6 protein-coding genes are annotated in these 24,880 nt (G+C 69.0%); all 6 read left to right on the top strand.

Annotation, left to right across the window (positions count from 1 at the left end; genetic code table 11):
• Positions 1-15: 15 nt before the first annotated feature.
• Positions 16-765, top strand: a complete 750-nt coding sequence (locus tag AC5Y7D_RS11980) for a thioesterase II family protein (RefSeq protein ID WP_499924148.1) — start codon at positions 16-18, stop codon at positions 763-765.
• A gap of 643 nt (positions 766-1,408) precedes the next feature.
• Positions 1,409-3,160 (top strand): long-chain-fatty-acid--AMP ligase FAAL26/FadD26, encoded by a 1,752-nt coding sequence (fadD26, locus tag AC5Y7D_RS11975; protein WP_499924147.1) that lies wholly within the window; start codon positions 1,409-1,411, stop codon positions 3,158-3,160.
• Complete coding sequence (locus AC5Y7D_RS11970; RefSeq protein WP_499924146.1) at positions 3,157-8,688, top strand: type I polyketide synthase; 5,532 nt, start codon at positions 3,157-3,159, stop codon at positions 8,686-8,688. The genes fadD26 and AC5Y7D_RS11970 overlap by 4 nt, the downstream gene beginning before the upstream one ends.
• The gene (locus AC5Y7D_RS11965) at positions 8,685-13,214 is read left to right on the top strand and encodes a type I polyketide synthase (protein WP_499924145.1); all 4,530 of its coding nucleotides are present in this window, start codon (positions 8,685-8,687) and stop codon (positions 13,212-13,214) included. The genes AC5Y7D_RS11970 and AC5Y7D_RS11965 overlap by 4 nt, the downstream gene beginning before the upstream one ends.
• 5 nt (positions 13,215-13,219) lie before the next feature.
• A complete protein-coding gene (locus tag AC5Y7D_RS11960) occupies positions 13,220-19,474 on the top strand; it encodes a type I polyketide synthase (protein ID WP_499924144.1) in 6,255 nt (2,084 codons plus the stop codon).
• Positions 19,474-24,879, top strand: a complete 5,406-nt coding sequence (locus AC5Y7D_RS11955; RefSeq protein ID WP_499924143.1) for a type I polyketide synthase — start codon at positions 19,474-19,476, stop codon at positions 24,877-24,879. The genes AC5Y7D_RS11960 and AC5Y7D_RS11955 overlap by 1 nt, the downstream gene beginning before the upstream one ends.
• Position 24,880 lies beyond the last annotated feature (1 nt).

The raw sequence follows: 24,880 nt of genomic DNA, 5'->3' as shown, positions 1-24,880 counted from the left end.
CGCTATGCTGGCCCAGTGCACGGGAATTCGGCAAACAGCGGCAGGAACGGGAATTCGGATAGACCGACGCTGTATATATTTCCGCACGCCGGTGGAACCGCAAAAGATTACGTTCCGTTCTCCCGCGAGTTCTCCGGCAACCTCACGCGGATCGCGGTGCAGTATCCGGGACAACGCGACGGTGCCGGATTGCCACCCCTCTCCAGCATTCCGGCCCTCGCCGACGAAATTTTCGCGATGATGAAACCGGCGGCTCGTCCCGATATTCCGGTCGCCTTTTTCGGCCACAGCATGGGTGGAATGCTGGCCTTCGAAGTCGCATTGCGCTTTCAGGCGGCCGGCCATCAGGTGATCGCCTTCTTCGTCTCGGCGTGTTCGGCTCCCGGCCATATCCGCTATAAGCAGATCAAAGGCATGTCCGACAACGAGATGCTCAATCTGGTGGCCCAGATGACAGGCATGAATCCAGAGTTCTTCAACGACGAAGAATTTCTGGTGGGCGTGCTGCCGACGCTACGTGCGGCACGCGCCATCGCCGGTTACGACAGTCCGCCGGAGACGAGGCTGGCATGTCCCATTTACGCATTCATCGGCGACAAGGACTGGATAGCGACCGAGGACGACATGCGCCCCTGGGGGGATCGCACGACGTCCGAGTTCACCCTCCGGGTGTTTGCTGGCGACCACTTCTACCTCAACCACCACCTGCCGGAACTCGTCAACGACATCGAGACCAGAACCCTCGAGTGGTCTGACTCAACTTAGCTGCAGGGTACCGTCCGGCACCCGCGGACCCTGCGCTCGGACCCACCCCGCGGTCGGCACTGACGCGACGGACGAGAGGCCGGCACGGGGTGCCCGCCCCGACGCTGGCGGGCCGGCATGTGGGCGGGCGAAGCCGAGCCCACCGGGGGCGGTCTCAGAGGTGTTACCCTCGTCACAACGGGACGCCGGTCCCAGAAACCGGCGATCCATGGGTCGAGGAACGTCAGGCGCGGTTCTCACCTGAATTCACACCAGCCACCGATGTATCAAAAGTCACAACAGACCACAGCGCCTGGCAGGAGACAATGAGATGCAGCGCAGTTCGGCCGATTGCGCCGTGGAACAGATACCTCAGCGGTAGCTGTGGGAAGCGTGTGGATTTTCCGATAATGCCCCCACCCGCACCCGGAGATGTTTACCGTTGAACACGCGACTAGTTATTTGGGGAGCGAGATTAGTCCAGGGGCGATCATCAGACGGCACACTGTCGTGCTGCTGCGGGGGCCAAAGTAATCGTCGGCATGGACTGGGCTCGTCGACCGCGCCGTTGGGCGGCACTAGAAGCACCGCTATGCGGTCGTGAAGGTTTCGGCGCGTTCGCAATAGCGCGCAAGGGCAAACGTGGAAATGGGAGTGTAAATCGATGCCGGTGACTGACGGATCCCTTCCCGCTTTGCTGAAGGAGCGGGCCGATCAGCAGCCCGAGACCGCGGCGTACACGTTCATCGACTACGGCCTGGACCCGAAAGGCTTTGCTGAAACGCTGACGTGGTCCCAGGTGTACGGCCGGGCGTGTGTCATCGCGGACGAACTCAGGCTGTGTGGCGCGCCCGGTGACCGAGTGGCCATTCTGGCCCCGCAGGGGCTGGAGTACGTCATCGCCTTCCTCGGGGCCCTACAAGCCGGGTTCATCGCCGTTCCGCTGTCTACGCCGCAATACGGGATTCACGACGATCGTGTCTCCGCGGTATTGCGCGACTCCAAACCGGTTGCCGTTCTCACCACGTCCTCCGTAGTGGCCGACGTCGCAAAGTACGCGCGCGCCCAGAACGGCCAGTCCACCCCGTTCATCATCGAAGTCGATCTGCTCGACTTGGACTCACCACGGGAGTCGGCGGGCGTTCCTCGCCTATCCAGCGGGGCGGCCTATCTCCAATACACCTCCGGCTCAACCCGCACACCGGCGGGCGTCATCGTGTCCCACAAGAACGTCATCGCGAATGTGACACAGAGCCTGTACGGCTATTTCGGCGACCTGGCGAAGATTCCCAACGGGACCGTGGTTTCGTGGTTGCCGTTATTTCACGACATGGGTCTGATTCTGGGAATCTGTGCCCCGATGGTCGCCGAACGCAGTGCGGTGCTGTTGAGCCCCATGGCATTCCTGCGCCGCCCGGCCTGCTGGATGCAACTGCTTGCCACCAACCCGTCGTGCTTTTCCGCTGCACCCAATTTCGCTTTCGAATTGGCGGTGCGGAGAACCTCCGACGACGACATGGCCGGCCTCGACCTGGGCGATGTGGTCGGCATCGTCAGCGGCAGCGAACGAATCCACGTCGCCACTGTGAAGCGCTTCACCGAGCGTTTCGCCAAGTACAACCTGCGCCCGGCTGCGGTGCGGCCTTCGTACGGCCTCGCCGAAGCCACGCTGTACGTGGCCGCGCCGGAACCCGATACCGCACCCAGGACGGTGCGGTTCGACTACGAGCACCTGACCGCGGGCCAGGCGAAGCGCTGCGGGGCCGAGGGTTCGGTCGGCACCGAGCTCATCAGCTACGGGTCCCCCGACCCGTCTGCCGTACGGATCGTCAATCCCGACACCATGGTCGAGAACATGTCCGGAGACGTGGGTGAGATCTGGGTACACGGCGACCACGTCGCCCTGGGCTACTGGCAGAAGCCGGAGCAGACCAACCGCACCTTCAACGCGCACATCGTCGATCCCGCACCGGGGACCCCGGCCGGCCCCTGGTTGCGCACCGGCGACCTGGGCGTGCTGTCCGAGGGTGAGCTGTTCATCATGGGCCGCATCAAGGACCTGCTGATCGTCGACGGCCGCAACCACTATCCCGACGACATCGAGGCGACGATCCAGGAAATCACCGGCGGCCGGGTTGCCGCGATCTCGGTCCCGGACGACCTGAGCGAGCAGTTGGTGGCCATCGTCGAGTTGAAACGACGCGGCGCTTCGGCCGAGGACGCCATGCTCAAGCTTCGCTCGGTCAAGCGTGAGGTCACCTCGGCCGTTTCGCGCTCACACAGCCTGCGGGTCGCCGACCTGGTGCTGGTGTCGCCCGGCTCAATTCCCATCACCACCAGCGGCAAGATTCGGCGTTCGGCCTGCGTTGAGCGGTACCGCAGCGACGGCTTCAAGCGGCTGGACGTGACCGTATGACGGCGAGCATCGCCGGCGAGGACGACCTGCGCCACTGGCTTGTCGACTACCTGGTGACCAACATCGGATGCACGCCCGACGAGGTCGACCCCGATCTGTCGCTCGCCGATCTGGGCGTGAGCTCCCGCGACGCGGTTGTGCTGTCCGGCGAGCTGACCGAGTTACTGGGAAGGACGGTGTCCCCCATCGATTTCTGGGAGCATCCGACCATCAACGCACTGGCTGCGCATCTCACCGCGCCGGAACCGGAAGTCGACGCAGGGGCGATCCATCGTCCGGGCCGTCACTCTCTCGACGAACCGATCGCGGTGATCGGCATGGGGTGTCGCTTTCCCGGCGGGATCTCGGGACCAGAAGCGTTGTGGGACTTCCTTTGTGCGCGGGGCTCCTCGATCGGGAAGATCCCCGACGAGCGGTGGGAGCTCTTCGACGACGGCTCCGCTGAAGTCAAGGCGGTGCTCGCCCGGACCACCCGATGGGGTTCGTTTCTGCCCGACATCGACGCGTTCGATGCGGAATTCTTCGAGATCTCACCCAGCGAAGCCGACAAGATGGACCCGCAGCAGCGCCTGCTGCTGGAAGTGGCGTGGGAAGCGTTGGAGCACGCCGGAATTCCGCCGAGTTCGCTGCGGCGCTCCCAGACGGGCGTGTTCGCCGGGTCATGCCTGAGTGAATACGGGGCCATCGGCGCGACCGACCTTGCGCAGATCGACGGCTGGAGCAACACCGGTGGCGCGATGAGCATCATCGCCAACCGGCTGTCGTATTTCCTTGACTTGCGCGGCCCGTCGGTGGCGGTGGACACCGCGTGCTCGTCGTCGCTGGTGGCGATTCATCTGGCCTGCCAGAGCCTGCGCACCCAGGACTCGCAGCTGGCCATCGCGGCCGGGGTGAACGTGTTGTTGTCGCCGTCGGTTTTCCGGGGCTTCGACCAGGTGGGTGCGTTGTCGCCGACGGGGCACTGCCGCGCATTCGACGCCGCCGCCGACGGCTTCGTCCGCGGTGAGGGCGCCGGGGTGGTGGTGCTCAAGCGGTTGACGGACGCGCAGCGGGACGGTGACCGGGTGCTCGCGGTCATCTGCGGCTCGGCGATCAACCAGGACGGTCGGTCCAACGGTTTGATGGCGCCCAACCCGGCCGCTCAAATGGCGGTGCTGCGTGCCGCTTACGCGAATGCGGGGATGCAGCCCACCGAGGTGGACTACGTGGAGGCGCACGGCACCGGAACGCTGCTGGGCGACCCGATCGAGGCCCGCGCTTTGGGGACTGTGCTGGGCCGGGGACGTCCGGTGGAGGCGCCCCTGCTGCTGGGCGCCGTCAAGACCAACCTCGGACATACCGAGGCGGCGGCCGGGATCGCGGGGTTCATCAAGGCGGTACTTGCCGTGCAGCGCGGCCAGATCCCGCCCAACCAGCGCTTCGAAAGCCCCAACCCACACATTCCATTCGCCGACTTGCGGATGAAAGTGGTTGCAGACCAGACTGATTGGCCCGAGACGGGTCATCCGCGCCGAGCCGGTGTGTCGTCGTTCGGTTTCGGTGGAACCAACGCCCATGTGGTGATCGAGCAAGGCCAGGAACTGGTCGCGCCGCCGCAGCGCGCCCCGCAACCGGCCGTCTCGACCCTGATAGTGGCCGGCAAGACACCGCAACGGGTTTCCGCGACGGCCGCTGTTCTGGCCGATTGGATGGAGGGCGCCGGAGCCCAGGTGTCCTTGGCCGACGTCGCGCACACGCTCAATCACCACCGCTCCCGTCAGGCCAAGTTCGGCACCGTGGTGGCGCGCGACCGCGAGCAGGCCCTTGCCGGGCTGCGCGCGCTGGCCACGGGCCAGCGGGTCCCCGGTGTGGTCGGCCCCACCGACGGCTCGTCCGGCGCCGGCACGGTGTTCGTCTACTCCGGGCGCGGGTCACAGTGGGCGGGCATGGGTCGCCGCCTGTTGGCCGACGAGCCCGCGTTCGCCGAGGCGGTCGAAGATCTCGAGCCCGATTTCTGCGCCCAGGGCGGCTTCTCGCTGTATGACGTGCTGGCGGGCGGCCAGGAATTGGTGGGTATCGAGCAGATCCAGTTGGGCCTGATCGGCATGCAGCTGGCGCTCACCGCATTGTGGCGTTCCTACGGGGTGGAGCCCGACCTGGTGATCGGCCATTCGATGGGCGAGGTGGCCGCCGCGGTGGTCGCCGGGGCACTCACGCCCGCCGAGGGGCTGCGGGTCACCGCGACCCGGGCCCGGCTGATGGCGCCGCTGTCCGGGCAGGGCGGGATGGCGCTGCTGGAGCTCGACGCCGAGGCCACCGAGGCGCTGATCGTCGACTACCCGCAGGTGACGCTGGGCATCTACAACTCGCCGCGCCAAACCGTGATCTCCGGTCCCACCGGGCAGATCGACGATCTGATCGCCCGAGTCCGTGCCGGGGACCGGTTCGCCAGCCGGGTCAATATCGAAGTAGCCCCGCACAATCCGGCCATGGACGCGTTGCAGCCGGCCATGCGTGCCGAACTGGCCGATCTGGCGCCCCGCACTCCGACCATCCCGATCATCTCCACCACCTACGAAAGCCCGCACACCACACCGGTTTTCGACGCCGAGCACTGGGCGGTCAACATGCGCAACCCGGTGCACTTCCAGCAGGCCATCGCACTCGCCGGCGAGCAGCACCACTCTTTCATCGAGGTCAGCGCCCACCCCCTGCTCACCCAGGCCGTCATCGACACCCTGCACAGCGCGCAGCACGGCACCCGGTACACCAGCATCGGCACCCTGCAGCGTGACACCGACGACACCATCACCTTCCGCACCAACCTCAATACCGCGCACGGCGCCCACCCGCCGCACACGCCGCACCCGCCGGAACCACACCTGCCGATCCCCAGCACGCCGTGGCAACACACCCGGCACTGGATCAACCCGAAACGCGCTGCCAATCACGAGGTTTCGGCCCCGGCGGCCGGCACGCTGCTGGGCCGGCACAGCACCGTCACCGCGGTGTCGAGCGGGGTGCCCTCCCACCTCTGGCAGGCCCGGCTGGCTCCCGACGCCAAGCCGTACCTCGGCCGGCACCGGTTCCAGGGCGTCGAAGTGGTGCCTGCTTCGGTCGTGCTGCGCACACTCCTCTGCGCCGCAGGTCAATTGGGCTGTTCGGCCCTGTCCGCGGTGCGCTTCGAGCAGCCCGTCTTCGCCGACCGGGCGCGGCTGATCCAGGTGGTGGCCGACGGCCAGTCGATCGCCCTGGCATCACGCCCGGTCGACAGCGCATCGGATCGCTGGACACGCCATGTGAGCGCCCGGCTCTCGGCCGCGCCGCCGGACCCTCGATGCTGCCCGTCGACGGACGTCGCCCCGCCGACCCACGCCCGCTTCGGCGGCGACGATGTTCCCGACATCACCGAACAGCTTGCGCTGCGCGGCGTGGACGGTCTGCCGTTCAGGTGGTCCCTGGATTCCTGGGAGCCCGGCCAGACCGGCCTGCGCGCCGCCGTCGACCTCCCGGACACGCAGCCCGACGGGCACACCGGAGCGCTGCTGGACGCCGCCGTCATCGTCGGCGCGCTGTCCGACGTGACCGACCCGCGCCTGCTCGTTCCGGCCAGCATCGGACAGGTCTGGTTGCACGGCACCCTCACCGAACCGCGCGGCACCGTGCTGGTCACCCAAACCGGCCGCGACCGGGAGGGAATCACCCTCGACGTCACCGCCGCCGGGCACACTGGCGAACCGTGCCTGTCGATGCAATCGCTTCGCTACCGGGCACTGGACTTCGGCGAGACGCCCGCTGCCGACACCCATTCGGACGCACGGACATTCGTGCACACGCTGGACTGGCAACCGCGCGTCGATTCCGGCCAGGCGCTGGGGCCGGGAACCCTCGCGGTCCTCGGCGAAGAAGCCCCCGCGCTGCGGGAACGCCTCGGACAGTACGGCTTCGGGCCAGGCACCGTATCAGACGCTCGGTACGTGCTGTACGTCGCGGAGTCCCGGCCGGCTGACGCCGCCGAGACCGACGTCGACTTCGCCGTCCGGGTGTGCGCGGAGGTCACCGCCGCCGTCCGCACCCTGGCGCAACGCACCGACCCGGTTGCCCTGTGGATCGTCACCCGCGGAGTGCACGAGTCCGCGACCCCGTCGGCGGTGCGCCAGAGTTTCCTGTGGGGACTGGCCGGCGTGATCGCCGCCGAGCACCCCGAAGTATGGGGCGGGCTGGTCGATCTGGCCGATCCCGGGGAACCCGGCGAATCCGCGGCGCTCGCCGGTCTCCTCCAGCACCCGAGCAAGTCCATCCTGGTGCTGCGCGGCGACGACGTGCTCGCGCCGGCTTTGACGGCGTTGCGCGGCGAACCGGTGCGCAAGCCGGTGCAGTGCCGGCCGGAGGCGGCCTACCTGATCACCGGCGGCATGGGCGCACTCGGCCTGCTGATGGCCGGCTGGCTGGCCGACCGCGGCGCCCGGCGGCTGGTGCTGAGCGGCCGGACCCCGCTGCCGCCTCGACGGGATTGGGAACTCGACAGCCTGGACCCAGAACTGCGCCACCGGATCGAAGCGATCCGCGCACTCGAAATGCGTGGCGTCGCAGTCGAAACCGCCTCGGTCGACGTCGGCTGCCGCACCCAGGTGCAGGCCCTGCTGGAGCGGCGGGACACCGAAGGTGCCCCACCCATCCGCGGCGTCATCCACGCGGCAGGCGTCACCAACGACCAACTGGTGAGCACCATGACCGAGGAAGCCGTGCGTGAGGTGGTGTGGTCCAAGATCGGCGGCAGCCAGGTGCTGCACGAGGCGTTCCCACCGGGCAGCGTCGACTTCTTCTTCCTCGCCTCTTCGGCCGCCGCGGTGTTCGGCATCCCGGGCCAGGGTTCCTATGCCGCCGCCAACGCCTACCTCGACTCGTTGGCACGGGCCCGCCACCAGCAGGGCTGTCACACCATGAGCCTGGACTGGGTGGCCTGGCGCGGCCTCGGCTTCGCCGCGGACGCCCGCATCGTCGGGAATGAGCTGGCCCGCCTGGGATCGCGCGACATCACTGCGGAAGAGGCGTTCACCGCCTGGGAGCACGCCGACTGTTACGACGTGGCGCAGGCGGTGGTGCTGCCGGTGCCCTCGGCCGCAGACGGATCGGTCATCGAGGACAACTACCTCATCCCCGCGCGGGACTGGTCCGGACTCTCTGTCTCGGAGATACGGGAGGAGTTCGAGAACGGACTGCGCCGGATCATCGCCCGCGAGCTGCGGTTGCCGGAGGCTGAACTGGACAGCGACCGCCCGTTCGCCGAACTCGGGCTCAATTCGCTGATGGCGATGGCGATCCGGCGTGAGGCCGAGCAGCTGGTGGGCATCGAACTGTCCGCGACCATGCTGTTCAACCATCCGACCGTGGCGGCACTGGCCGGATACCTGGCCAATCGAGTTGCACCAGAACAAGATTCAGCAGAAGACGAAATGGCCGCGCTTTCCGCGTCGGCCGGCAGCGTATTGGACAGCCTCTTTGACCGCATCGAGTCGACGTCCGCCGAGGCCGAAAGGTCTTCGTGATGCGAACGGCCTTCAGCCGGATATCCGGGATGAGCGCGCCGCAACGTGCGGCGCTGAGCAGCGAGTTCGAGAAGATCTCGCGGATCGCCGTGGCCGAACCGATCGCGGTGGTCGGCATCGGCTGCCGGTTTCCCGGCGATGTCACCGGACCGGAGAGCTTCTGGGACCTGCTGGTGGAAGGACGCAACGCGATCTCACCGGTTCCCTCCGACCGTTGGGACGCGGAGGCGTTCTTCGACCCTGACCCGTTGACGCCGGGCCGGATGACCACCAAGTGGGGCGGCTTCGTTCCCGACATCGCCGGCTTCGACGCCGAGTTCTTCGGCATCACCCCGCGCGAAGCCGCGGCGATGGATCCCCAGCAGCGGATGCTGCTCGAGGTGGCCTGGGAAGCCCTGGAACACGCCGGCATACCTACCGATTCGCTGGCGGGGACCAGGGCCGGCGTGATGATGGGCGTGTACTTCAACGAGTACCAATCCATGCTGGCCGCGAACCCCGACACCGTGGACGCCTACACCGGGACCGGCAACGCGCACAGCATCACGGTGGGCCGCATCTCCTACCTGTTGGGGCTGCGGGGTCCTGCGGTGGCAGTGGACACCGCGTGCTCCTCGTCGCTGGTGGCGGTGCACCTGGCCTGCCAAAGCCTGCGACTGCGGGAAACCGATCTGGCGCTGGCCGGCGGCGTCAGTGTCACGCTGCGGCCGGAAACTCAGATCGCCATCTCGGCATGGGGTTTGCTGTCTCCCCAGGGCCGCTGCGCCAGCTTCGACGCGGCCGCCGACGGCTTCGTGCGCGGCGAGGGCGCCGGCGTGGTGGTGCTCAAACGACTGACCGACGCGGTACGCGACGGAGACCGGGTGCTGGCGGTGGTCCGCGGCTCCGCGGTCAACCAGGACGGCCGCTCCAACGGCGTCACCGCGCCGAACACGGCCGCCCAGGTCGACGTGATCGCCGACGCGTTGCGGTCCGGCGATGTGGCGCCGGAGAGCGTGAACTACGTCGAAGCGCACGGCACCGGGACGGTGCTCGGTGACCCGATCGAATTCGAGGCGCTGGCGGCGACTTACGGTCTCATCAAGGGTCAGAGCGGGGGCGCCTGCGCGCTGGGGGCCGTCAAGACCAATCTCGGTCATCTGGAGGCCGCCGCGGGGATCGCCGGCTTCATCAAGGCCGCACTGGCCGTGCAACGTGGCCACATCCCACCGAATCTGCATTTCTCGCAGTGGAATCCGGCGATCGACGCGGCATCCACCCGTTTTTTCGTACCCACCGAGAACAGCCCGTGGCCCCGAACCGACGGCCCGCGCCGGGCCGCGGTGTCCTCGTTCGGCTTGGGCGGCACCAACGCGCACATCGTGGTCGAACAGGGGCCCGACCCGGTGCCGGCAACCGCGCCCGACTCCGGGGTGTCGGCGCTGGTGGTGTCGGGCAAGACGCCCCGGCGGGTGGCCGGGACGGCGGCGGTGCTGGCCGATTGGCTGGAGGTCACCGACGTAGCCGTCGCCGACGTTGCCCATACGCTCAACCACCACCGCACCCGCCACAACCGGGTCGCCACCGTGGTGGCCCGCGACCGCAGTCAGGCAGTTTCCGCGCTGCGCGCCCTCGCCGCGGGGCAACATGCCCCGAATCTTGTTGATTGCCGCAGTGACTCGCCCGGACCGGGCACGGTGTTCGTCTACTCCGGGCGCGGCTCCCAATGGGCCGGCATGGGCCGCCGATTGCTGGCCGACGAACCGGCTTTCGCCGACGCGGTGGCCGAACTGGAGCCGGTGTTCGTCGCGCAGGCGGGTTTCTCACTGCATGACGTGCTGTCCACCGGCAAGGAACTCCTCGGCATCGAACAGATCCAGCTGGGCCTGATCGGCATGCAACTCGCCTTGACCCAACTGTGGCGCTCACACGGCGTGCAGCCCGACCTGGTGATCGGGCATTCGATGGGCGAGGTGGCCGCCGCGGTGGTGGCCGGTGCACTGACCCCGGCCGAGGGATTGCGGGTCACCGCTACCCGGTCGCGCTTGATGGCACCGCTGTCCGGGCAGGGCGCAATGGCCATGTTGGGACTCGACGCCGAAGCCACCGAGTCGCTGATCGCCGACCACCCGCAGGTGACCCTGGGCATCTACAACTCTGCGCGCCAGACCGTGATCTCCGGGCCCACCGAGCAGATCGATGAGCTGATCGCGGTGGTACGCGCGCAGAACCGCTTTGCCGGCCGGGTGAATATCGAGGTGGCTCCGCACAATCCGGCGATGGATGCACTGCAGCCGGCCATGCGCGCCGAACTGGCCGATCTGGCGCCGCGCCCGCCGTCCCTACCGATCATCTCGACCACATACGAAAGCCTGGACACCACACCGGCATTCGACGCCGAGCACTGGGCCACCAACATGCGTAACCCGGTGCGCTTTCAGCAGGCCATCTTGCGGGCCGGCAGCGTCGCCGGCGGCCATCATCACACCTTCATCGAGATCAGCGCGCACCCGTTGCTCACTCAGGCCGTCACCGAAACCCTGACCGGTCCGGACTACTGCACCGTCGGCACCCTGGCCCGCGACGCCGATGACACCGTCACCTTCCGCACCAACCTCTACACCGTGCGGACACCCGAGACCGCGCACCCGCCCGAGCCACACCCGGCGGTGCCCACCACCCCGTGGCAGCACACCCACCATTGGATCGACATGGGCCAGACGGCAGCAAAGCCGCCGAGCCGCAACCATGTTCGACTGCCGGTACCCGGGGACACCGTCGAAGACTGGTGTTACCAATTGGACTGGCCGGTGCGTCCGGCACCCACAGCGGAGACAGCGAGTGCCACCTGCTGGCTGGTGGCAGCCGAACCTGCCTTGACCGACGCCATGCTCGCGGCCTCCCGGGTCACGACGCTGCCGGACGATCCCGACGAGGTGCACCAGGCGCTGCGCGGCGTGGACAACGTGCTGTACGCGCCGCCGGTGGCAGGCGAGCTCCTCGACATCGAGGCGGCCTACCGAAGCTTCCATGCCGCCCGCAGGCTCGCCGCCGCGATGGTGGCGACCGGGTCGCCAAAGAGGCTGTTCATCTTGACTCGCAACGCGCAACCCATCGCCGAAGGTGACCGGGCCAACCCCGGACACGCGGTGCTGTGGGGCCTGGGCCGCTCACTGGCCCTGGAACACCCCGAAATCTGGGGTGGCCTGGTCGACGTCGACGACTCGACGCCCGCCGAACTCGCCGCGCGGTACGTGCTCGCCGCAGCTGAATGCGCGGACGACGACGATCAATTGGTCTACCGGTCCGGGGCCCGTCACGTGCCCCGGCTGCACTGGCGACCGCAGCACTCGGGCGCCCCGGCGGCTCAGCTCGCCGGCGACACCAGCCAGCTGGTCATCGGCGCGACCGGACACATCGGGCCGACGCTGATCCGTCAGCTCGCCCGGATGGGCGCGACCACGATCGTCGCGGTGGCCCGCAGGTCCGGCTCGTTACAGGAGTTGGCCACCGAACTGGCCATACTCGGGACCCGACTCGTCGAAGTAACCGCCGACGCCGCCGACCCCGCCGCCATGGGCGCGCTGTTCGACCGGTTCGGGGCCGACCTGCCGCCGCTCGAAGGCATCTACCTGGCAGCCTTCGCCGGCGGACCGGTGCTGCTGAGCGAAATGTCCGACGACGACGTGGCCGCGATGTTCCGGCCCAAACTGGACGCCGCGGCGCTGCTGCACCGACTCTCACTGCGGCATCTGTCCGACCACCCGTTGCGGCACTTCGTCGTGTTCTCTTCGGTCTCCGGCCTGCTGGGGTCCCGGTGGCTGGCGCACTACACCGCAACCAGCACCTTCCTGGACACCCTCGCCTACGCGCGGCGCACCATGGGCCTGCCGGCCACCGTCGTCGACTGGGGGCTGTGGCGATCCCTTTCCGAGGCGCAACACGAAGCAGGTCAGGTCAGTGCCGACTCCGGCCTGCAACCCATGGACGACGAAATCGCCATCGGGGCACTGCCGTTGGTGATGGGCCCGGACGCGGCGGCGCGCACCGCGGTCGTCGCGGCAGATTGGCCCTTGCTGGCCGCGGCATTTCGCACCCGCGGGTCGCTGCGCATCGTCGATGACCTGCTGCCGGCGCAGGGCGACGTCAAGCTGCCGGAGAGCGAGTTCCGCAAGGCGCTGCGCGCCTGTGACGCGCACCGTCGCCACGACATGCTGCTCGACCAGGTCGGCGCGCTGGCCGCGACGGTGATGGGCATGCCGGCCACCGAGACACTCGACCCGTCCACCGGCTTCTTCCAACTGGGCATGGACTCGCTGATGAGCGTGACCCTGCAGCGGGCGCTGTCGGACAGCCTCGGCGAATTCCTGCCCGCCTCGGTCGTTTTCGACTACCCGACCGTGTACGGCCTCACCGATTACCTGGCCACCGTCCTACCCGAGTTCGCGGAACTCACGCCGGCGGGAGACGAGCATCCACCCGAAGACGTGTACGACGACCTGAGCGAAGACGAGTTGCTGCAGCAACTTTCAGAGAGGCTGAGCTGAACGCTGTGACCAGTCAGACTGCCTCGACGGTACCGGACCGCCGGGCGATCATCACCGAGGCGCTACGCAAGATCGATGATCTCACCGTTCGCCTGGAGATCGCCGAACAGGCCAATAACGAACCGATCGCCGTGATCGGGATCGGCTGCCGCTTCCCCGGCGGTGTGAGCAACCCGGACGAGTTCTGGACCCTGTTGTGCGACGGGAGAAGTGGCATCATCCGGGTGCCCGAGGAGCGGTGGGACGCCGACGCCTTCTACACCGACGACCACACCGTGCCCGGCACCATCTGCAGTCGCGAGGGCGGCTTCCTCACCGGTTGGCAGCCCGCGGAGTTCGACGCCGAGTTCTTCGCCATCTCCCCGCGCGAGGCGGCGGCGATGGACCCGCAACAGCGGTTGCTGCTCGAAGTCGCCTGGGAGGCACTGGAGAACTCCGGTGTTGCCCCGCACACCGTTCGGGGCACCCAGACTTCCGTCTTCGTCGGCGTCACCGCCTACGACTACATGGTCACCCTGGCCGGCCAGTTGCGCCCCGAGGATCTCGACGCCTACATCCCCACCGGCAACGCGCTGAACTTCACCGCCGGACGGCTGGCGTATTTCCTTGGGGCCCAAGGCCCCGCAGTTGTCATCGACACCGCCTGCTCGTCGTCGTTGGTGGCCATTCACCTGGCATCGCAGAGCCTGCGGTCCCGGGAGAGCGACATGGCGCTGGTCGGCGGCACCAACCTGTTGCTGAGTCCGGGGCCGAGCATCGCGTGCTCGCGCTGGGGAATGTTGTCGCCGGAAGGCCAGTGCAAAACCTTCGACGCCGCCGCGGACGGGTACGTGCGCAGTGAAGGCGCCGGGGTGGTGGTGCTCAAGCGACTGGCCGACGCGCAGCGCGACGGCAACCGCATCCTGGCCGTGGTCCGCGGTTCGGCGGTCAACCAGGACGGCGCCAGCAGCGGCGTGACGGTGCCCAACGGCCCCGCCCAGCAGGCGTTGCTGCGCAAGGCTTTGACGGCGGCCAAGCTGGCGCCGGCCGATATCGACTACGTCGAGGCGCACGGCACCGGAACCCCGCTGGGCGATCCCATCGAACTCGACTCGCTGAGCAAGGTATTCAGCGACCGCGACGGCCGCCAACCGCTGGTGCTGGGCTCGGTGAAAACCAACCTCGGCCACCTGGAGGCCGCGGCCGGCATCGCCGGATTCATCAAAACCGTGCTGGCCCTGGGGCACCGGCAGATCCCCCGGCACCTCAACTTCCGCCAGTTGACACCGCACGTCAGCGAGGGCGTCTCCCGGCTGACCATCGCCGCCGAAGGCATGGCCTGGCCGACCACCGATCGGCCCCGCCGCGCGGGGGTGTCCTCGTTCGGCGTCAGCGGCACCAACGCGCACGTGGTGGTCGAACAAGCGCCCGATTCGGTTACCGCTCCGGCCGGTTCGCACCCGCCCGTCTCCACCCTGGTGGTCTCGGGAAAGACGCCGCAGCGGGTCGCGGCCACGGCAGCGGCCCTGGCCGAGTGGTGGGAGGGCCCCGGCGCGCACCTGACGCCGGCCGATGTCGCCCACACGCTCAACCATCACCGCGCGCGGCAGGTCAAGTTCGCCACCGTGGTGGCCCGGGATCGCGCGCAGGCGATTGCGGGACTGCGCGCAGTGGCAGCCGACCCCGTCTGCAATGACGGTTCCGCCGCGCCCGGCACGGTGTTCGTCTACTCCGGCCAGGGCTCGCAGTGGGTCGGCATGGGGCGCCAACTGCTGGCCGACGAGCCCGCGTTCGCCGCGGCGGTCGCCGAGCTTGATCCCGATTTCGTTGCGCAATGCGGTTTTTCGCTGGAGCAGACCCTGGCCGAGAGCCGCGAGGTGGTCGGCATCGAGAACATCCAGCCGGTGCTGGTCGGCATACAGCTCGCGCTCACCGCGCTGTGGCGGCAGCACGGGGTGAATCCCGACGCGGTGATCGGACACTCGATGGGCGAAGTGTCGGCGGCAGTGGTCGCCGGGGCGCTCTCCCCCGCCGACGGCCTGAAGGTGATCGCCACCCGGTCGCGGTTGATGGCGGCGCTGGCCGGACAGGGCGCGATGGCGCTGCTCGAACTCGATGCCGACGACACCGCGGCGGCGATCGCCGGCCATCCGGGGCTGTCCCTCGCGGTACACGCTTCGCCGCGCCAGTCGGTGATCGCCGGGCCGCCGGACCAGGTGGACGCGGTGATCGCTGCGGTCGCCGCCCGGGACCTGCTGGCGCGGCGTATCGAGGTCGACGTCGCTTCGCACCACCCCATCGTCGACCCGATTCTGCCCGAATTGCGTTGCGCGCTGGCTGATCTGACGCCGAAGACGCCGACCCTGCCACTGCTCACCACGGCTTTCGACGGCCCGGCGCCGGGGCTCATGGACGCCGACTACTGGGTCGCCAACCTGCGCAACCCGGTTCGCTTCCACCAGGCCGTCAGCCTGGCGGCGCACAACCACCACACCTTCGTCGAGGTGAGCCCGCACCCGCTGCTCACCTACGCCATCACCGACACCCTCGGTGACACGGGCGCGCGCGTGCTCGGCACCTTGCAGCGCGACACCGACGACACCGTCACCTTCCACACCAACGTCAACGCCACGTACGGCACCCGCCCGCCCGACACACCGCACCCGCCCGAGCCGCACCCGTTGCTGCCGGGCACGCCGTGGCAGCACAGCCGGCACTGGATCAGCACCGGTTCGGGCACACCGCAGGGGGCCCACTCCCATCCCTTGCTGGGCGTCGGCGTCAACGATCCCACCAACGGCACCCGGGTGTGGGAATGCACCATCGGCCCGAACCTGCTCTGGCTGGGCGACCACTGCGTGGACGGCGTCTGCGTGCTCCCCGGGGCGGCCTACGCGGAGATCGCTCTGGCCGCGGCGACGGACAGCTTCGGGGACGCCGGGTCCTGGATGATCGGCGAACTCACCCTGGACCAGCTGATGCACGTCACCGACGGCACGGTGATCGCCACCACCCTCACCGGCGACGAGCAGTCGTGCCGGGTCGAGATCCGCACCCGCAGCACCAGTTCCGGCTGGATCAAGCACGCCACCGCCACGCTGGTCCCCGCGGAACCGGCCGCGCTGGAGGAACCGGAGTCCGCCGAGGGCGCCACCGCGCTCGATCCCGAAGAGCTGTACCAACGACTGCGTGCCGCCGGGCAGCAGCACGGACCGGCGTTCCAGGGCATTGTCGGACTGTCGGTGTTGCCGTCGGGTGCCGCCCACGCCCGGGTGCAGTTGCCGGGGTCCGCGAAGGCCGGAGCCCGAAAGTTCCTGGTGCATCCGGTCATGATGGACATCGCCATGCAGACGCTCGGCGCCACCGCACAGGCCACCGACCTGACCACCGGCGGCCGGCCGGCCATGGTGCTGCCGGTGGGTTTCGCGGGCGTCCGGGTGTACGGCGATGTGGTGAACGGGGCCACGACGATCGCGTCGCTCGCCCCGACCGCCCAGCCGGACCGCTGGGCCGGCCGGGTCTTGCTGGTCGATTCCGACGGCCGGGCGCTGCTGGAGATCGACCGGGTCGAGATGGCCGTGCTCCAGTCACCCGGCGGCGCAAGGGAACTCGGCAATCGGCTGTTCTCGGTGGAATGGCGGCCGGCGCCGCCCGACGAGCAGGCCGGTGCGCCCGCGGCGCTGTTGCTGGTCGGCTCCGACGACGATCCGCTGACGGCCGCGTTGCGGTCGGAACTCGCCCACCGGACCAGCCGGTGTGATCTGGTTTGCGGCGACGAGTCCGTGCGGGCGGCAATCAGTCAGCGCGACACCACCTGGGACGGCATCGTAGTAGTGTGCCCGTCCCGCGAAGTGGATGAAGCCCAGCCGATTCCGGCGCAACTCGACCTCGCCCGCGCCCGCACCCTGCGCATCGCCGACATCGTCCGGACGGTGTCGCGCGTCGGTGCCCGCAACAGCCCGCGGTTGTGGATCGTCACGCGCGGGGCACAGCAGCTGCAGGCCGGCGAGTCGGTCACGCTGGCCCAGAGTTCACTTCGCGGCATCGCCCGGGTACTGACCTTCGAGCACCCGGAGCTCCGGACCACTCTGGTCGATCTCGACCCCGCCGGTACCGAACCGCTTCCTGGTCTCGTCGACGAACTCCTGGCGGCATCCGCCCAGGACGAGGTGGCTTTGCGCGCCGGGCAACGGTATGTGAGCCGGCTGGTCGCCACGCCGATGGCCGCGGGTGAGCTGACCCCCGAGAACCGCTTCACCACAGTGGACATCGACGCCGGCGGCGCATTCACGCTCGACGGTGGTCTGCAGGTGCGCGCGGCCCGGCGCACCGCGCCGGGCGACAACCAGGTGGAGGTCCGCGTTCTCCTTGGCCCGCTGAACGCCGGTGGCGCGGCCGATTTCGGCACCGAATGCGTGGGCGTGGTCACCCGTGGACCCGAGACCGGTAGGCGCGTCGCCGCTTTCGGCCCCGGCCCCCTCGGCTCGCACCTGACCACGCAGGCCGATCTTGTGGTCCCGATTCCCGACGCGCTCACGGATGCTCAGGCGGCGGGCTTCGGCCTGGCCTATCTGACGGCGTGGCATGCGCTGTGCACGGTCGGGCAGCTGGCGCCCGGCGAAACGGTGCTCATCCACCCCACCGGCGACGGTGTCGACCTGGCGGCCTGCGCCATCGCAACCCTCATCGGTGCGCACGTGTACACCTCCGCGCCCGAGGACGCCGTGGACGTCGTGCTGAATTCGGCTTCCGGAGAAGCCATTCGCTCCGGAATCCAGTTGCTGGCACCGGGTGGCCGGTTCGTTCAACTGGGTGCCACCGACACGTCTATCGGGCTGGGCGCGCTGCCCCGCAGCGCGTCGTTCTCGGTCGTCGACATCGGCTTGAACCTGCGCCTGCAACCCCGGCGCTACCGCGCCTACCTCGAAGAGATCCTGGCGCACGCCGTCGCGGGCCGGTTGGCGCCGCTGCCGGTCACCGAGTTTCCGATCGAGCATGCGACCGAGGCACTGCGATTGTCGAGATCGGGCGGGCACACCGGCCGGATCGTCATATCCATACCGCAGACCGGCAGCATCACCGCACTCGCGGCACGCCCGGCCCAGCCACTGGTCCGGCCCGACGGTGGATACGTGGTCGCCGGCGGCCTGGGCGGTCTGGGTTTCGTCACCGCACGATGGCTGGCCGAGAACGGCGCGGGACTGGTTGTGCTGAACGGACGTTCGGCACCCGGCCCCGAGGTGCAGACGGCGATCGACGACATCAACGACGCGGGCGGCCGCGTCGAGGTGGTCACCGGCGACCTCAGCGACCCCGAAACCGCACGCCGCCTGGTGGCCGCTGTCGCAGATGCCGGCGTGCGGTTGGCCGGAGTGGTGCACAGTGCGATGGTGCTGGCTGATGAGATCGTGCTGAACATCTCCGAATCAGCGTCGGCGCGGGTGTTCGCTCCCAAGGTGGCCGGCGGGTGGTGGCTGCACGAGGCGACCAAGGATTCCGACCTGGATTGGTGGGTGTCGTTCTCGTCGGTCTCCTCGCTGGTCGGCGCACCCGGTCAGGGCTCGTATGCCTCGGCGAACTCCTGGATCGACGGACTGGTGGCCTACCGCCGGTCCCTGGGATTGCCGGCCGCGGGAATCAACTGGGGCCCCTGGGCCGAAGTGGGCCGCGCCCAGTTCTTCGCCGACCTCGGTGTTTCGATGATCACCCCGGCGCAGGGGCTGGCGGCGATGGAGTTGGTGCTGTCCGCCGACCGGGCCCGCACCGGCGTCTTCGCGCTCGACGCCCGTCAGTGGTTCCAATCCTTTCCCGCCGCAGCGGGTTCGTCGTTGTTCGCGGCCCTGCAGGAATCCATCACGGTCGAGCAGCGCACCGGCGGCGGCCGGATCCGCGCGGAGCTGGACGCAGCCGAACCCGCCGAACGCCCGGCGCGACTCGCGACGGCCATCGCCGACGAGATCCGGGCGGTACTGCGCTCGACCGACCCGATCGACCACGACCAGCCGATGGAGTCGCTGGGCCTGGATTCGCTGATGGCCCTGGAATTGCGCAACAGGCTGGAGGCGAGTCTGGGGACCACCCTGCCGGTGGCCCTGGTCTGGGCCTACCCGACCATCACCGACCTGGCCGGTGCACTGTGCGAGCGGCTGGGCTACGAGTCGGAGGCCGTCGAGGTCGCCGACGCCGAAGTGGACGACGAATTGTCCGACGATGAACTGGATTTGCTGTCTGACCTGGTCGCGGCCAGCGAGCTCGAAGCGGCAACGGAAGGCGCGGAGTAATGACGAGTCTGGCCGAACGCGCGGCCCAAATGTCACCGAAGGCCCGCGAGGTCCTGGCGCGCGAACTGGTGCGCGCGGGCACCGCATTCCCCACCGACGTCGCCGAGCCGATCGCGGTGATCGGCATGGGCTGCCGGCTGCCCGGGAATGTGACCGGGCCGCAAGACTTCTGGGAGCTGTTGCTCGACGGCCGCGACACCATCCGCGAGGTGCCGGCCGACCGGTGGGACGGCGACGCGTTCTACGACCCGGACCCGGAGACACCGGGCAAGATGACCACCAAGTGGGGCGGGTTCATCGACGACGTCGCCGGGTTCGATGCCGAGTTCTTCGGCATCACCCCGCGCGAGGCCGCCGCGATGGATCCGCAGCACCGGGTGTTGCTCGAGGTCGCCTGGGAGTCGCTGGAACACGCCGGGCTGGCCCCTGATTCGCTGAGCGGCAGCCGAACCGCCGCCATCATGGGCCTGTCGACGTGGGACTACACCATCGTCAACATCGAGCGTCGCGCCGAGATCGACGCCTATCTGTCCACCGGCACGCCGCACGCGGCCGCGGTGGGCCGCATCGCCTACCTGCTCGGCCTGCGCGGCCCGGCGGTTGCGGTGGACACCGCGTGTTCGTCATCGCTGGTAGCGGTGCACCTGGCCTGTCAATCGCTGCGGCTGCGGGAAAGTGACGTGGCACTGGCGGGCGGTGTGCAGCTGGCCCTGTCGCCGTTCGCCGCGATCGCGGTCTCGAAGTGGTCGGCGCTGTCCCCGACCGGTCGCTCAAAAGCCTTCGACGCCATGGCTGATGGCTTCACCCGCGGCGAGGGCTGCGGTGTGGTGGTGCTCAAGCGGCTGTCCGACGCCACCCGCGACGGCGACCGGGTCCTGGCGCTGATCCGCGGATCGGCGATCAACCAGGACGGCCGCTCCAACGGCATGACCGCGCCGAACGCGATGGCCCAGCGCGATGTCATCACCACCGCACTGCGACAAGCGGATGTGAGCGCGGAAAGTGTGCACTACGTCGAAGCCCACGGCACCGGAACCATTCTGGGTGACCCGATCGAGTTCGAGTCGCTGTCAGCCACCTACGGCCTTCAGAAAAATCAGAGCGCAGGCCGCTGCGCCCTCGGCGCGGTGAAGACCAACCTCGGTCACCTCGAGGCGGCGGCCGGTGTCGCCGGGCTGATCAAGGCGATTCTGGCGGTGCAGCACGGTTCTATTCCGCGAAACCTGCACTTCACCCGGTGGAACCCGGCCATCGACGCGTCGTCGACCCGGCTGTTCGTGCCCACCGAAACCACCCCGTGGCCCGCCGATTCGGGTCCCCGCCGCGCGGCGGTGTCGTCGTTCGGGCTCAGCGGCACCAACTCGCATGTGGTGATCGAGCAGGCCCCGAATGTTGCTGTGCCGCAGACAGCTACCAACCAGCCGGTGTCGACGCTGGTGGTGTCCGGTAAGACGCCGCAGCGGGTGGCCGCCGCGGCGGGCGCACTGGCGGACTGGCTGGACGGAGCTGACGTCCCGCTGGCCGACGTCGCGCACACGCTCGATTTTCACCGGGCCCGGCACGCCAGGTTCGGCGCCGTGGTGGCGCGCGACCGCGACCAGGCTATCGCCGGGCTGCGCGCCCTCGCCGCCGGCAAGCCGGCCTCGGGCGTGGTCGGCACCCGGACGGGGTCACCCGGTGCTGGGACGGTGTTCGTCTACTCCGGGCGCGGGTCACAGTGGGCGGGCATGGGTCGCCGGTTGTTGGCCGACGAGCCCGCGTTCGCCGAGGCGGTCGCCGAGCTCGAGCCCGATTTCGTTGCCCAGGCCGGTTTCTCGCTGCATGACGTGCTGGCGGGCGGCCGGGAATTGGTGGGCATCGAGCAGATCCAGTTGGGTCTGATCGGCATCCAATTGGCGCTCACCGCATTGTGGCGTTCCTACGGGGTGGAGCCCGACCTGGTGATCGGCCATTCCATGGGCGAGGTGGCCGCCGCGGTGGTCGCCGGGGCACTCACGCCCGCCGAAGGATTGCGGGTCACCGCGACCCGGGCCCGGCTGATGGCGCCGCTGTCCGGGCAGGGCGGGATGGCGCTGCTGGAGCTCGACGCCGAGGCCACCGAGGCGCTGATCGTCGATTACCCGCAGGTGACGCTGGGCATCTACAACTCGCCGCGCCAAACCGTGATCTCCGGGCCCACCGGGCAGATCGACGAGTTGATCGAAAAGGCGCGCGCCCAGGACCGGTTCGCCAGCCGGGTCAACATCGAAGTGGCGCCGCACAACCCGGCCATGGACGCGTTGCAGCCGGCCATGCGTGCCGAACTGGCCGATCTGGCGCCCCGCACTCCGACCATCCCGATCATCTCCACCACTTACGAAAGCCCGGACACCACGCCGGTTTTCGATGCCGAGCACTGGGCGGTCAACATGCGCAACCCGGTGCGCTTCCAGCAGGCCATCTTGCAGGCCGCCAGCGTCGCCGGCGGCCATCACCACACCTTCATCGAAGTCAGCGCCCACCCGCTGCTGACCCACGCCATCACCGAAACCCTCGATGACCCGGAATACCGCGCGGTCGGCACTCTGCAGCGCGATGCCGACGACACCGTCACCTTCCGCGCCCATCTCGCCCAGGTCGCCAAGCACCCCCCGACGACCGCCGGTGGCCGGCTGGCCGACATACCCACCATGGCCTGGCAGCACCGGCAATTCTGGGTGCAGGATCGTTCCTCGACGGCGGACCTGATGCTGAACCACCCGTTGCTCGGCATTCACGTCGAAGTGCCGTCCAGCCGCGATCACGTGTGGCAGGCCGACGTCGGCACCGCCGTCTCCCCTTGGCTCGCCGACCACCAGGTGTTCGGGCAGTCCATCATGCCGGCCGCGGGCTATGCCGAGATCGCCCTGGCGGCCGCCAGCGAAGGACTCGGCCTGCCCGTCGAGAGGTTGTCGATCAATCAACTCGAGGTCGAGCAGATGCTCACCCTGGACACCCACACCCAACTGACCACCCAGCTGATCCGCAACGGCGACAGCAAGATTCGCATCGAGATCCATTCGCGGGCCGGGGGCGGCGACTGGACCCGGCACGCCTTGGCGAAGGTGGAGACAACCGCCGCCGAAGCGGGATCCGTGCCGGTGAGCGGGCAATGCCAGACCTCTGTCGCACCCGCCGATTTCTACGCGCTGCTGCGTCAGACCGGCTTGCACTACGGTCCGGCCTTCGCCGCTCTGACCCGCATCGACCGGCTGACCGACGGCTCGGTGGAAACCGAGATCACCCTGCCCGTCGAGGCGCCCAGGCACCCCGGCTACCGCATCCATCCGGCACTGCTGGACGCCGCGCTGCAGAGCCTCGGGGCCGCGATGCCTTCGGATGAGGCCGGCGGGGCCTCCACGTATCTCCCGGTCTCCTTCGCGAGCCTGCGGATATACGGCAACCCGGGCCGCTACGCCCGCTGCCGCGCCACCCTCACCAACCTCGACGCCGGCGGGAGCGGCAAGCTCGGCCGGATTCTGCTGATGGACGCGGCCGGCAACGTGACCGCCGAGATCAACGACATCTTCCTGCGCTCGGTGGAACGGCGCAGCGTGCCACTGCCTCTGGGGCAGAAGATCTTTGAAGCGACGTGGGTGGAACAGCCGCTGCCCGTCGAGCCCGCCGCGGCGGCACGCGGCAGCTGGCTGGTGCTGGCCACCCACGGCGCCAATGCCTCGGCCGAGGAGTTCGCCGCCGGTTGGCGATCCGAACATCATCGGGTGCTCACCGCCGCACTCGACGACGAACCCGCGATGCTGGCCGCGTTCGCCGAGACCGCGGGCGACCCCGAATACCCGCCCGCCGGCGTGATCATCTTCGTCGGCAACGCGTCCGACGCGACCCAGGCCCGCGACCTGGTGTGGTCGATCAGCACCGTGGTCCGCGCCGTCGTCGGGGGCTGGCACGGCGAACCCCCGCGCCTCTGGCTGGTCAGCCGCGGCGGCCTGGCCGTCGGGCAAGAAGCCGGGCAACCGGCGATCGGGGCGTGCAAGGGCCTGATCCGGGTGCTGACCTACGAGCACCCCGAATTGCGCGCCACGCTGGTGGATTTGGATTCCACGGTCGATTTGGATTCCGGGACCGACAGCCTGATCGCGGAACTCAATGCACCCGAAGCCGAGCTCCTGACCACGGTGATCGCGCACCGCGACGGGCACCGCTACGTCGAACGGCTCAGCCGTGCCACCCTCGGCGCCGCCCAGAGCCATCCGGTGGTTCGCGCGGGTGCCGGCTACATCATCACCGGCGGCCTCGGCGGCCTGGGCCTGGTGGTGGCGCGTTGGCTGGTTGACGGCGGTGCGGGCCGGGTGGTCCTCAACGGCCGCAGCGAACCCGGCGAAGAACAGCGCAAGATTCTGGCCGAACTGGAGAGCCGCGCCGAGATCGTGATCGTCCGCGGTGATGTCGCCGCCCCCGGCGTGGCCGAGCAGCTTGTCGCGGCCGCAGAGGACGGCGACCGGGTGCTCAGCGGCATCCTGCACTCCGCCGCCGTCATCGACGACGCCCTGCTGTACTCCATGACCAAGGACAGCCTCGACCGGGTCTGGGCACCCAAAGCCATTGGTGCGCAACGGCTGCACGAAGCCAGCGCCGGCCGCGAGCTGGACTGGTGGGTGGGCTTCTCCTCCACCGCCTCGCTGCTCGGCGCCCCTGGGCAGGGTGCCTACGCGTGCGCGAACGCGTGGCTCGACGCGCTGGTCGCGGAGCGCACCGCCGCCGGACTGCCTGCCGCGGTGATCAACTGGGGCCCGTGGTCGGACGTCGGCATGGCCAGCACCCTGGCCAGCAGCGTGCTGGACCCGATCACACCGGCAGAGGGGCTCGCGGCCATGGACTCGTTGTTGGCCGGCGGTCGCAGCCACACCGGTGTCGCGCGACTGCGTCCGGACCGGGCACTGATCGCCTTCCCCGAGATCCGCCACCACGACTTCTTCTCCGTCGTGGTCCGGGAACTGGAAGCCGCCGGCGGCGGCGACGACTGGGCCGGTCCCGACTCGCTGCGCGACCTGGCCCCGGCCGAGGCGGCGCGCGTCATGACGGACCTGCTCCGGTCCCGGATCGCGGCGGTGATGGGGTATGGCGACAAATCCGCCGTCGATCCTGGCCTGCCGTTGCTCGACCTCGGCATGGATTCGCTGATGGCCGTGCGCATCCGCAACACCTCCCGCGCCGACTTCGGCGCCGAACCGCCAGTGGCGCTGCTGCTGCAGGGTGCGACCCTGCACGACCTGACCGCCGATCTGATGCGCCAACTCGGCCTGTCGGACCCCGAACCCGCGACCGAAACGAGTACCACCGTCCGCGACCGCGCTCAGCAACGCGCGGCGGCGCGACAGACAGCCGCACAGCGGCGACGGACTCGATCTGAACTACACGGAGGTTAGA

It is taken from the genome of Mycobacterium sp. NGS49 (assembly GCF_059812565.1).
Note: the sequence above shows the minus strand (reverse complement) of the source record. Positions and strands in the feature narration are given on the sequence as shown.